The organism is Granulosicoccus sp. 3-233 (assembly GCF_052681095.1).
In genome coordinates, this window is record NZ_JBQYLE010000011.1 from 172,149 (window position 1) to 185,058 (window position 12,910).

Below are 12,910 nucleotides of genomic sequence, written 5' to 3' on the forward strand. Positions count from 1 at the left end.
AATCCAGTCATCGGACTTGTTCCCTTGCGTTCACTGCGTAAACGTGGCGGTCTGGATCCTCAGCGACCATGCAAGGCAGAACCCGCTGGCTCGCGACTCATGTGTTTCAGCAATCAGGCGCTCTACTGACTCTGTCTCTTTTGTCTGACATGGTGTCGAACAATCGAGAACAAGGCGCCAGCGACCAGAACGACATTGATGGCAATCAGTACACTGGACACGGGGCGATCCAGAAAGATGCCGTAACCATTGTCCGAGATGAGCAGACTTCTACGCAGATTGTTCTCCAGCAGAGGCCCGAGAATGATGCCGATCACGATGGGCGCCAGCGGAATCTGCGACATCCGGAACAGGATTCCCAACAGTCCAAACCCCAACATCACCCACAGGTCGAATACCGAGGCCTGCAATGCATAGGTACCGACCACACAGAGCAGCAATATCAGAGGCACCAGATGCACCTTGCGCAAGCGCAGGACGAATACGAACAAGGGAACAGTCAGTATCCCGACAACCAGCAGGAACACGTTCGACGCCAGGTACACTGCAAAGATACCGCCGACGATCTCCGGCTGCTGTTCGAACAGGGTCGGACCGGGAAAGAAGCCCAGTATCAGCAGCGCACCGATCAACACGGCGGCGGACGCATCACCCGGTATCCCCAGCGCCAGCGAAGGAACAAGCGAACCACCCACAGTGGCATTGTTGGCACTCTCGGTGGCGACCACGCCACCTTCCGCCCCTTCCCCATAGCGCTCGTCAGGTCGCGCAAGACTCTTCGCCACGGCATAGGCCGTGAAGGAGCTGATGACGCCTCCGGCTCCCGGCAAGGCACCGAAACCGGCCCCCAGCATGGAGGAGCGAAACAGATTCATCTTGTGCCGCAGCGTCAGACCGATGGATGAATAGGATGCCTTGGCCATCGGAATCGACGGCTTCCTGAGAAGTCCACCACCCACCATCTGGAAATACATCTCCGATATCGCGAACAAGCCGACTACTACCGCAACGATGTGAAAGCCATTGAGCATGTTGTGAGAACCGAACGTGAAGCGATAGCCTGTGGTGAACTCGTCAGTACCGATGGTGGCGATCAGCAAACCCAACACGCCAGCCAGCAGGCCCTTCAGCAAGGAGCCTTCGGATATCACGGCAATGGCGATCAGCCCGGTCACGGCCAGTGCTGCGTACTCCGGCGGTGCGAAGCCACTGGCAAACTGTGCCAGCAACGGCGAAAAGAAGACCAGCACAATGCCTCCCAGAAGTCCACCGATTGCCGAGGCCGAAATGGCGATCCCGATGGCATCGGCTGCACGCCCCTTTCTGGCCATGGGATAGCCATCCAGCAGGGTCGCAGCGGCCAATGGCGTACCGGGAATTCTCAGCAGAATGGCGGATATCGAGCCCCCGCAGGAGCCACCGACAAAGATGGCAATCAGAAAGCCCATTGCCGGTATCGGCGGCAAGGTGATCGCATAGGGTAGAAACAGCACGATACCCATCAGCGGACCCAGACCAGGCAGAACCCCCACCAGCAGACCGAACAACACACCCAGTAGTGTCAAGCCCAGCGCCAGTGGTTCCAGAAGCAGATCGAAGCCGCTCAATACACCGTTCAACATGACATCAGGACCTCAGAAAGAAGGCCAGGGAACGTTCAGAGAGAACACACCACCGGGCAATACGATATTCAGGAACACTTCGAACATGAACGAGACACCGATGGATGCGGCCACGGAAAAGAGCAGCACACCCCACAGACTTCTCATCCCAGCCAGCAACAGGACAGCTGCCAGCATCAGCGGTGTTGACAGCTGATAGCCCAGAAGAGGCAGCAGCAGCAGATACGCGGAGAACACCAGCAACAGACCCACCCCCCTGAAACCGGACAACACTCCCTCATCAGCATCGGCATCAGCATCGGCATCGGCATCGGCATCGGCATCGGCATCGGCATGACCAGCAGCCTGTGCTGCGCCTTGTCGAGAGGCGACGCCAGCCTCCCTTGCCGACTCTGCACGCCGGCTATCCGCCACCGTTCTCTGTCGAGTCAGTACTACCGAGACCACATAGGCTACCAGCAGCAGGCAAATGATGATGGCCAGTGAGCGCGGGTAGGACGCTGCATTGTCATAGGGACCACCGCTTGCAATTCCCTGTTCGCTCAAGGATGTCGCAATCTGCTGGAACACCACGCCGACAACAATCAGGAATACAACTATGGACAGACAATCCGCTATCTTTCGGGACATGACAGGACTCACCTGATGAGGGAAAAATCAGTCGCGGCTGAACGGCAAGACCGCCAGCCCCGACTCGATCACAACTATTTCTTCAGCTTCTTGAGTTCGGCTTCTTCCCAGGCCAGAGCGTCACCCATGGCTGTCAGCTGTTCAACGACGGCGCTGACCTGCTCTTCGTATTCATCGGAAGACCAGTCAAGCGGCACATAACCGGTCGCCGAGAATCGGGCGCGAATCTCCTCGTCCTGCATGACAGCCGTCATCGCCTGGTTCAAGCGCTGATAGACATCATCGGGCGTGTCCTTGTGCACCAGCCACCAGTCCCAGCCCATCGGAGCCAGGCCCGTCAAACCCAGATCGATGTCCAGATCGGCAATTGACAGGGCACCGTCATACTGCTCCTTGGCACCGGACAGCTCTGACAGTACCAGCACCACGTTGTAGCCATCCTTGTCCGCCAGATAGGTTCCGATATTGATGAACACGAAATCCAGCACTCCGGACTTGAGGTCCTTGCGCGCATCGTTATCGGTACTGTAGGGGATGTTCTGCGCCACGACGTTGTAACTCTGCAACACCTTGGCCATGACCATATGCGGCAGGTTGTTGCGTGAGCCGGAGGAATAGCGCAATTTCCCGGGGTTGGCCTGCCCATAGGCCATCAATTCCTCGAAATTGCCGAATCGCTTGTCGCCGTTGCGGACTCCGATGGAAAACGCATTGGACACACCAGCATGCAAGGGCTTGAAGTCCTTGTAGGTCCAGTCCGCATTACCCAGTATCGGCTGCAGCACCAGCGGTGCCACATAGCCATCGATGACGGTATAACCGTCCGCCGGCTTGTTCATTGCCGTGATGAATGCCTTCGTACCTGCCGCGCCGGGGGTCGAGATGACCGGCATGGATTCGCCCAGTTCCTCCGCCATGGCATTCGCGATGATCTGCGAATTGGCCATCGCCGTACCGGCACTCCAGGGAAAGATCAATTCCACCGTGCGCTCCGGAAAGTCCGCAGATGCCATGGATGTCAGCGCCGCCAGGGTACCGGCAAGCGTCAATCTGAACAAGTGTTTCCTGATCATGTCGTTTTTCCTCGTGTCGTGTTGTAGCAGAACGGTGGTGTGCCCGTACCGTGTTGTTGGTGCACGTCAGTGGTTTGCTGACACATCTCTTGAAGCATGCGTGTCGCGATGGATGAATCGCGGACGATTGCCTTGCATGAGCTGCCTGTCATGCAAGCCTGGCATCCGCGCCGCATTCGGCGTTTCGTTGCTCAGGCAATGGCAAACCATAATGGACATAGCATTCAGCCGGCGCATCCTGTCGATCCAGATGCCAGCAGATGCCTGCCTGCATGCGGGCAATCACTTCCGGATCATCCACCGGCGATTGCTGCTGCGGATCATTGGAAAGGTCAAACAGCGTAGACCCTTCCGTCCAGTTCCGCACCAGGTCGTAACCGCTCTCATTCACCTCTTCCACCTGCGGGATACGCAACAAGGGCATGCCCTTGGTGAAGTCGAATGGACGACTCAAGCTGATATTCCGAAGCTCTGCGGGCTCGAACAGGGTGACCATATGCGACGGCATGACGGTATATGCTGGCAAATGCGCCTCGACATCCACCGGAAAATGAAAGTAGGAGTATCGTCCATCCACGATACAGATGGGCCCGGCAAACATCCCCAATATCGCCGACTCGCGTTCGTTGTCACCACCTGAGAGCAAAGGCTTCAACGAGTGGGCTGTCACTTCCGGTGGCGCATCCACCCCGTGGAAATCGAGAAAGGTCGGCATCAGGTCGGCAGTCTGGGAAAGCGCATCGCATTCACCTGACTCGCCTTTCTGCTCCGGATGCCAGATCATCAGGGGTATGTGCGAGATCTCCTCATAATACGGCATTCGATTCTTTGCCCACCATTCATGCTCGCCCAGCAGAAAGCCATGATCGGTAGAGAGCACCAGCGCGGTATCGGTCCAGGCATCTTCTTCATCCATCCAGTCCAGCAAGCGTCCGAAGTATTCATCACACATGGCAACCAGTGCGGCGTAATTGCCGCGAATCTCGCGTATTTCCTGCTCCGTTTCGGCAAGCTTCTCGTATCGAGGCCAATCGAGAATGCCACCCTCGTAACCACTCTGGTAAGCGTCGCGAAATCGTTCCGGTGCCGTAAACGGCTCATGAGGGTCGAAGCACTCCAACTGCAGGAACCAGTCATCGTTCTGCCGGTTGACGTCCAGAAAGTCGAAGGCGGATGCAAAGCACCTGGCCGTCGGAAAATCCTCTTCATCCTGCATGACCAGGCGGTTCACGGCATGTCTCAGACGACGCAACTCCTTGCGCGGCGTATTGCCTTCCGTCACGTTGCCGCCGTCAGCCGCAATGCTGCCAAACGGATAATGCCGCTCGTCATATTGCTCCTGCAAGCGCTGCACCGGCGGCACCGTCATGACATGCATGGGGTCTCCTTCCTGGCCGCGAATGAAGTTCCAGCTGTCAAAGGCGTTGGCATAGCCCCAGCCGCCATTTTCGAAGTAATGGGCATGATCCGAGACCAGATGGGTGTAAACACCCTGTTTGCTCAGAAGGTCGGCAAACGAATTATCAAAAGGCTCCAACGGTCCCCAGCTACGATGCGTGAAATTGAGTCTGCCGGTATGCAGATCGCGGCGTGCGGGGATACAAGGCAGCGAGCCGGCATAATGCTGCGTGAATGTCCTGGCCCTTCTGGCAAAGCGATCGAAGTTGGGAGTGGCGATCGTGGTTCCGCCATAGGCGCCGATGGCCAGTCTGTTCAGTGAATCGAATAGGACGAATATCGTTCGCATGAAAATCTCATCGGTAGCCAACACAGACCTGGAGCAGCACCTCCAGCTGACTGAAAATCTACAGTGAGAATTGATATAGATCCAATGAATTTTAAGGTGATATGATATTCATTTTCGGAATATCAGGACTGCCATGGACCGAAACCTTCTGGCCTTCATCGCGGTGGCCGAAACCGGCAATGTTTCGTCGGCCGCCGAGCAGTTGCATGTCACGCAGCCAACTCTGACGAAGAGACTGCAGCAGCTGGAACAGCACTACGCCACCCCCTTGCTGCAGAGGACCTCCCATGGCATGCGACTGACAACAGCCGGCGAAGCCTTGCTGGAGCGGGCCAGGGCCATTCAGGTCGCCTATCTGCAGGCCGAGGAGTCGGTGGCTCTGCAGAAATCCGGCATGTTGAAGACCTTGAGGATAGGAGCCGGCCCGCTGTTCCATATCCACTACCTGGGAAGCATCCTGGCGCAGATTCAACCCGAATTCCCCGGAACCCAGCTGCGTATGATCGGAGAGATCAATGATGTGTCGCTTCCCATGCTTCGTTCTGGCGAACTGGACATGGTGTTCGGCACCTATGAAACCGTCAACGCCTCCGATCAGATACGGTTCATTCCGTTCGAGCAGATCGAGCATGGTGTCATCCTGCACGAAGAAGACACACGCAACGCCCGCGACAGATTGCCTCTGGCAGAATTGTCCGATCGCCCATGGATCGTGTACGGCCAATCCGAGGAAAGTGGCAGCCGGGTCTTTGCCGCCTTTGATGCCTGCGGCGCCCCCAAACCCACCATTGCCCTGTATACCACCTCATTTGCACTGGCCTTCGAAATGGCGCGTCATGGTCCGTTCGTCATCTCCGCTCCCATACAGCTGGCTCCAGCCATCAATCTGAGCAGCAGTGGCTGTCGACTGAGAACCTACGTTACCAACCCGAGCATCGCCAATCTTCCCGGCGGAGCCTATGTCCGCGAATCATTGCGAGAGTATCCGATTGTCAAACGAATACTCGAACTGTGCCGGTCGAAATCATCGACTTCATGAAACCTTGCCTACGATGAGGGATGCTACTGCCCGCAGCAGCGTCGTCCTTCTGTGCTCATTCGTGACGGCTCCCCTTCTCCTTGACAGAGCGTGAATTGGTCGCGTAAACACACATCATCCTTGAATTCTGCTCACTTGACCTGATCCCGCCTCTTTTCTCGCTGCGTCTTCCGGCGTTCAAGCGACGGCAAACACTACATGCCGGCAAAAATCACAAGACCGGTGCTGTTACCCTGTAATGCACGCAAACACCGTATTTTCAGGGAATTCCGTATCAGGCATACCAGCGCGACAGTCATTGTCAACAGCATCAGGGCATGGTGTCAGATGAAGAATTACCCACAGCATGGAGCATACTTGCATTATTACAACCCGAGGTGGAAGCATCCTCCAATCTGGAGTAGACTTCACCTTCTCATCAGGTGACCAACAGTCACCTTCATTGTTGCCACCAACCGTGCTCCGCAGAGCGTCCGGCAACAGGCGGCGCAGATGGCGCCTCTGCCTTTCCATCACGAGCCATTATCGTCACGTCGCCTTTCTTGCGCGAGCCATCGCCAGCTCGTCACGCCATCCAGGATAACCACATGAACAGGACAAATTCGCATGACTGAACGTGTTGACGCATCTCCACCGGATTCTACTGATGCGCATATGGAGAATGCACCGCATCCGATAGACACCGATTTCGAACTCGGCCAGGACAACATCAACCCCTTCGGGCTCGAGATACACAACCCCGTCTTTCTCATATCCGGGCTCTCCGTTGTCGCCTTTGTATTTCTGACACTGGCCTTTCAGACACAGGCCACCGAGTTCTTCGGCTGGCTGCGTCCGACACTGACCTCCACCTTTGACTGGTTCTTTCTCAGTGCCGCCAACATCTTTGTGCTCTTTTGCCTGATGCTGCTGGTCACCCCGCTGGGCAGCGTCAGACTGGGTGGCAAGGATGCCACGCCGGACTACAGCTACATGGGCTGGTTTGCCATGCTGTTTGCCGCTGGCATGGGTATCGGCCTCATGTTCTTCGGCGTTTCGGAACCCATGTCGCACTTTGCCTCGTCCATGGGCGGAACGACCGTCGAGGGCGCCGCAAGAACCGACTGGGCCCCTCTGGGCGCCGCAGCTGACGATGTGGTTGCTGCCCGCAATCTGGGCATGGCCGCTACCATCTTCCACTGGGCGCTGCATCCCTGGGCCATCTATGCCGTGCTGGCACTGGCACTGGCCTTCTTCACCTATAACCGAGGTCTGCCACTCACACTGCGTTCTGCCTTCTATCCGATTCTGGGTGAACGCATCTGGGGCTGGTGGGGACACACCATCGATATCGTGGCAGTCTTCGCCACCCTGTTCGGCCTGGCCACCTCCCTGGGCTTCGGCACGGAGCAGGCACTGGCTGGATTGAACTACCTGTTCGGGTGGGGCACGGGTAGTGTCGCCAAGGTCATACTGATTGCCGCCATCACGGCTCTGGCCCTGATCTCCGTACTGCGCGGCCTCGATGGTGGTGTCAAGATTCTCTCCGAGGTCAATATTGCACTGGCCGGCCTGTTGCTGTTGTTCATCATCATTGTCGGGCCAACCGCCGAGATATTCAGCACCACGATTTCGGGCGGTGCCGCCTACGTCAAGGACTTCATTCCGCTGGCCATGCCCTTCGGCCGTGAAGACACCAACTTCTCGCAAGGCTGGACTGCCTTCTATTGGGCGTGGTGGATTTCCTGGTCACCCTTTGTCGGCATGTTCATCGCCCGCGTTTCCCGTGGCCGAACCGTTCGCGAGTTCATCTTCTGTGTACTGATCATTCCTACCCTGGTCTGCGTGATGTGGATGGGCGCCTTTGGTGGAACTGCCATTGCCCAGGTAGTTGCTGATGCTGCCGCACCGGTCAAGGACGCAGCACTGGAGCTGAAGTTGTTCGTCATGCTGGAGAACCTGCCTTTTGCCACCGTCACCTCGATGCTGGGTATCATTCTGGTACTGGTGTTCTTCGTCACCTCTTCCGACTCGGGCTCTCTGGTCATCGACACCATAACCGCCGGCGGCAAGACAGACGCGCCGGCAGCACAGCGCGTGTTCTGGTGTACTTTCGAAGGTGTGGTGGCAGCAACGCTGTTGCTGGTGGGCGGCTCCGAAGCACTCACCGCGCTGCAGGCCATGGCGGTATCCACCGGATTTCCGTTTACCATCGTACTGCTGGTTCTGTGCGTGAGCCTGTTCATCGGCTTGCGACAATCGCTACGTGAAGACCGGAACACCGCGTAGCAACGCGATGTGATCCCCACCCTTGCAGGAATCTGCGCCACCCCTCTCACGGCGGGTGGCGCAGACCCGTACTCACTTCACCGCCCCTGAGGTCAAGCCGGCCACCAGCTTCTTCTGCAACGGAAGAAACAGCAACAAGGTCGGCAAGGTTGCCACTACCGAGCCTGCCATCACGGCTCCCCAGTCAATCTGCACATCGCCGAAGTACTGATACAACCCCAGCGGTATGGTCTTCATGGAGTCATCCGTGATCAGTGCCAGCGCCAACAGATACTCCGACCAGCACTGCAGAAAGCCGAATGTTGCCGCCGCCACCATACCCGGCCAGATGACCGGCAGGATGATCAGGCGAATCACCGTGAAACGCGATGCCCCATCCACGATGGCCGCCTCGTCCAGGCTACGCGGCACCGTCGTCAGATAGCCCACCAACAAGTAGATGGTGAAGGGCGTGATGAAGGCGGTGTAGCACAGAATCAGGCCGATATGACTGTTGATCAGACCACCGCGTGCGAACAGGATGAAGATGGGATTCACCAGGATGATCCAGGGAAAGAACTGACCACCCAGGATCGAACCGAAGACCAGGCTTCTGCCGCGAAAGCGAAAACGTGACAGACCGTAGGCGGCAAACAGGGCCACGGTACAACCCAGCACCGTGGCAGTGACACAGACCACGAGACTGTTCACCACATACGTGAAATAACCGCTGGAAAAGACCTTCACGTAGTTGTCCAGCGTCCAGCCGCCATCGCTGGCCACCAGAGACACGGAGATATTCTCGAAGGAGCCCTTGAAGACAAAATAGGCGGGCGATAGCAGAAAGATGGCGAACAGCAGAAAACCCAGCAGCAAACTGCCGCGCTCGATCAGCAGGGATGGCGTCATACGTTGTTGAATGGACATCTACCCGACCTTCTCCTGCATGTCACCTACCCCGAAAAGACGAAAATACAAGGCACCGAACAGGGCCATCACGATGGCCATGGTCACACCAATGGCAGCGCTGTAGCCAATGCGCAGATCAACAAACGCCTTCAGATAGACCTCGGTTGCCAGTACATTGGTGAAAGTTCCTGGCCCGGCACCCGTGGCAAGCCACACATAGACAAAATTATTGAACGTCCAGATCACCGACATCAATGTCAACACCGACAGGGTCGGAATCAGATACGGCAAGGTGATGAATCGAAACTCCTGGAATTTCGTCGCCCCATCGATGGATGCCGCTTCATTGAGTTCCTGCGGTACCGTCTGCAGGGCTGCCAGCAAGGAGATGGCGACCAGTGGTGTTGTATTCCAGACAATGATGGTATTGATGGCTGGCCACACGGTCGACAGATTGGAGACAAAGGCGATGGGATCCGAGATCAACCCCGTTGACAGCAGCCAGCTGTTGATTGCGCCGTGTGTCGGATCAAACATCCAGCGCCAGGCAATGACCGCCACTACCGGCGGTGTTGCCCAGGGCACCAGCAAAATCAGTCGAGCCAGTGTCGACAACTTCATTCGTTTCAGGAAAGAGGCATTCAGTAACAGTGCAAACAGCAGACCCAGAATCATGCGACAGGTCACCGACACAGCCGTCAGCCAGAACACGGTGTTCAATGCGATATCGAAAAAGGAGCTGCTCCTGAGAAACTCCCAGTAATTGGCAAGACCGACCCAGTCACCACCCTTTCTCAGTTTCAGAAGAGTGATGTCGGTGAAACTCAGCTCCAGATTGTAGAGTGTCGGATAGATGTAGAAACCCACGATCACGAGAAACGTGGGAAACAGCATCCAGAAAATCGTCAATCGCTCACGCGCACCGGGTGAGAGTCTCATCAAAGGTGCTCCAGGTGTGTGGCACACTGAGCACCGGTTCGCCGCACATGCCCATCTGACATGGCAAGGAACCGGTGCAATGTATCGTTCATGGTGGGGGACGGAATCAAGTGCTAGTTACCCAGCATCCTTTCCAGCTCGGACAAGAGTTCTGCCGCAGCATCTTCGGAACTCTTCTGACCTGACAAGGCAGTGGAAAACGCCCGTGACGTGGTATTCCACAGCTGCCCCATCTGCGCATTGCTCTGAGCATAAGCGCCCCAGGTACGTGTGTGATTGGCCAGTTGAGTCGCAAAACCGGACTCTTCAGGACGATAGTCGATCTGCGCCAGCAGAGATTTCTGTGCCGGGAACTGGTTGGTGTAGTACTTCTCGAACAGCTCGGCAGAGGTCAGGAACTGCACCAGCTTCCAGGCCGCTTCAGGGTTGTCGGTACTGCTGTTGACGACCAGCGTCCGTCCACCCAGATGGGTCTGCGGCTCACCACTGCCTGCCATCATCGGTCCGGATGCAAACGGTACCGGCTCACCGGGGTTGGCTTCTTCATGGGCACTCAACAATTGCCTGAACGTATTGGTAGGCATCAGTGCAGCCGCCTGATTGCCGTCAAGCAGTGCCTGCATCAAGCTTGGATCATGCGGCTGGTCGATCGTGACAATGGATTCCGGAGCCTCACCATCGCTGATGAAGCTCTTGAAGTAATCCATGGCCTCTACCAGCTGTGCCTGGCTCACACCGATCCTGTAGCCGCCATTGCCATCCTCGACCACGAATCCGGCACCATTCGACCACAGGTAGTAATTCACCGGAAACCAGATCTGATTGGCTGCAGCAAAGGCAAAACCGTTCTTGCCGGTTTTTTCCTTCACCGCAGAACTGGCAGCCTTCAGCTCGCTCCAGGTGGTGGGCAAACCGTCCACGCCTGCTGATTCCAGCACATCGGTTCGATAAACCATGGCCCAGGTATCCGCGCTCCAGGGCACCCCGTAGGCCTTGCCTTCGTATTCGGTCAGATCGGTGGCAATGAAATCGTCAAAGCCGTTGGCAAATTCACCATACTGCACCAGTTCCTCGATCGGCATGACCACCTCGGCCTCGGCCATTTCCTGGGTCCACACGAATGCGATATGTACAACATCCGGCCCCTGCCCCACTGCCGCTTCACGCAGGAACTGATCACGGGCATCCTTCCAGGATATGGTCTGCAATTCGACCTTGATATCCGGATTCATGCTTTCGAATTCGTCCAGTGCCGCGCGCATTTCTTCGCGCTCACTGTCATTGAAACGAAACTTGATGGCTGTCTCGGCCAGCGCTGATCCGGCACACAGTGCCAGGGCTGCAGATACAGAGACTACGATACCTTTCTTCACGAACATGATGTCATTCCTCTGGTGGTATATTGGTTATCCGTCCATTCGGTGTTTCAGAATGCCAGGCTCCACGGCGCGTCACCGGCAAGGTACATTCAGGCAGGCCTGGCTGACACACGTCAAACAAGTGCATTGCAGCAGGGGGGCGACTGGAGACTCACCGCGGCACACTAGTGAACGTCACACTGCGCGACACTGAAGTCGGTCAATGACTGCGGGTCTGGCTCGAAGCCGATTCCCTTGCCTGTCGGCACGTTCAGGCAACCCTTGCTGACGGTGAGATCCAGCTCACCCAGTGCCGTTCGCAGCGGATTCGGATTGGCATCCAGTTCCACCCGACCATCGCCTCCCATGGCGGCCAGACAATGCATCGATGCGGCAAGCCCCAGCGCCGTGCCCATGTAATGCAGGCAGCATCGACTCCCCTGCGCCAGAGCATGACGACCGACATCTCGAGCGCCGGACACACCGCCCCATTTGGCCACGTCAGGTTGCACCACGGCCAGCGAGCGATCATCGATATGCTCCCGAAACCGCGCTTCGGACGTGATGTTCTCGCCAGCGGCCAAGGGTACCGAGGTGGCTCTGGCCACAGACTGCCAGTCACCGGCTGGCGCATCGGCAGAGATCGGCTCTTCCACAAACTCCACCGCCTGCGTTTCGAGCCTGTTCAGGAATCGGCTGGCTTGCTCGACATCCCAGTTCTGATTGGCATCCATGCACAGACTGGTCGTCGGTGCCGCGCAGTCACGGAAGCGATCGATGACCCGAAAATCACGTTCGCTGTCAAAGCCCACCTTGAGCTTGAAGCAATCATGCCCTGCCGCTTCGAATTCGGGAATCAGAGTCTCCAGGCGTTCGACATCCGGTGTACTGCAATAGACTCGAACCGTCGGCTCGGGAGCACCGCTGGCACACAACAGCTCGCCCAGTGACTGATTCTGCAGACGCGCTGCGATATCGGCAACAGCCATGTCCAATGCAGCAATGCAATGAGTGAACGGACCGTATTCTCCGGTATGAATCATCATTCTGGAAAATTCCTGCTCCAGCTGTGGCCGCAGTGCATCCCATCGGTCCACACGCCTGCCCAACATCGTCGGCAAGACCACATCCTGCAAGAGCATGAGTTTGGAATGGTTGCCACGTGGCGGATAGTTGCACCAGGCCTCACCCCAGCCGCTGACACCTTCCCGGCTTGTCACCCTGATCAGAAGCCCATTGCGAGTGGGCATGGGTGCCAGAGAGGATTTCGGGCCGCCATCCACTGCACGAGACAGCGCAAATACTTCGAACCGGTCCGGTGTGAACGAGGCAGTCAAGCAGTCTCC

Annotated in this window: 10 protein-coding genes; 2 read left to right on the forward strand and 8 right to left on the reverse strand. The window is 57.0% G+C overall.

Translation table 11 applies throughout. From position 1 onward, the window contains the following. Nucleotides 1-122 precede the first annotated feature (122 nt). The 4 genes from ACUNV4_RS24225 to ACUNV4_RS24240 form a co-directional block, all read right to left on the reverse strand. On the reverse strand, nt 123-1,622 hold the full coding sequence (locus ACUNV4_RS24225) for a tripartite tricarboxylate transporter permease (protein WP_430881219.1): 1,500 nt from the start codon (nt 1,620-1,622) through the stop codon (nt 123-125). A 12-nt stretch (nt 1,623-1,634) separates the two neighbouring features. Then, nucleotides 1,635-2,252, reverse strand: a complete 618-nt coding sequence (locus ACUNV4_RS24230) for a tripartite tricarboxylate transporter TctB family protein (RefSeq protein WP_430881220.1) — start codon at nt 2,250-2,252, stop codon at nt 1,635-1,637. 74 nt (nt 2,253-2,326) lie between these two features. Continuing rightward, the gene (locus ACUNV4_RS24235; protein ID WP_430881221.1) at nt 2,327-3,325 is read right to left on the reverse strand and encodes a Bug family tripartite tricarboxylate transporter substrate binding protein; all 999 of its coding nucleotides are present in this window, start codon (nt 3,323-3,325) and stop codon (nt 2,327-2,329) included. Nucleotides 3,326-3,473: 148 nt separating this feature from the next. After that, nucleotides 3,474-5,072, reverse strand: a complete 1,599-nt coding sequence (locus ACUNV4_RS24240; RefSeq protein ID WP_430881222.1) for a sulfatase — start codon at nt 5,070-5,072, stop codon at nt 3,474-3,476. Between the two features lie 133 nt (nt 5,073-5,205). On the opposite strand from ACUNV4_RS24240, the gene ACUNV4_RS24245 reads away from it, so the two are divergent. Together ACUNV4_RS24245 and ACUNV4_RS24250 are read left to right on the forward strand one after the other, a co-directional pair. Next, on the forward strand, nt 5,206-6,111 hold the full coding sequence (locus tag ACUNV4_RS24245; protein ID WP_430881223.1) for a LysR family transcriptional regulator: 906 nt from the start codon (nt 5,206-5,208) through the stop codon (nt 6,109-6,111). Nucleotides 6,112-6,717: 606 nt separating this feature from the next. Beyond that, complete coding sequence (locus ACUNV4_RS24250; protein WP_430881224.1) at nt 6,718-8,379, forward strand: BCCT family transporter; 1,662 nt, start codon at nt 6,718-6,720, stop codon at nt 8,377-8,379. A gap of 72 nt (nt 8,380-8,451) precedes the next feature. Here the strand turns inward: ACUNV4_RS24250 and ACUNV4_RS24255 are convergent, their stop codons facing one another. From ACUNV4_RS24255 to ACUNV4_RS24270, 4 genes are all read right to left on the reverse strand, one after another. Beyond that, nucleotides 8,452-9,285 carry a carbohydrate ABC transporter permease gene (locus ACUNV4_RS24255; protein WP_430881225.1) on the reverse strand — a complete coding sequence of 278 codons (834 nt, stop codon included), beginning with the start codon at nt 9,283-9,285 and terminating at the stop codon, nt 8,452-8,454. Next, entirely contained in the window at nt 9,286-10,206 is a 921-nt protein-coding gene (locus ACUNV4_RS24260) for a carbohydrate ABC transporter permease (protein WP_430881226.1), read from the reverse strand. 113 nt (nt 10,207-10,319) lie between these two features. Further along, nucleotides 10,320-11,585, reverse strand: a complete 1,266-nt coding sequence (locus ACUNV4_RS24265) for an ABC transporter substrate-binding protein (RefSeq protein ID WP_430881227.1) — start codon at nt 11,583-11,585, stop codon at nt 10,320-10,322. Between the two features lie 164 nt (nt 11,586-11,749). After that, nucleotides 11,750-12,901 (reverse strand): mandelate racemase/muconate lactonizing enzyme family protein, encoded by a 1,152-nt coding sequence (locus ACUNV4_RS24270; RefSeq protein WP_430881228.1) that lies wholly within the window; start codon nt 12,899-12,901, stop codon nt 11,750-11,752. Between the last annotated feature and the right edge of the window lie 9 nt (nt 12,902-12,910).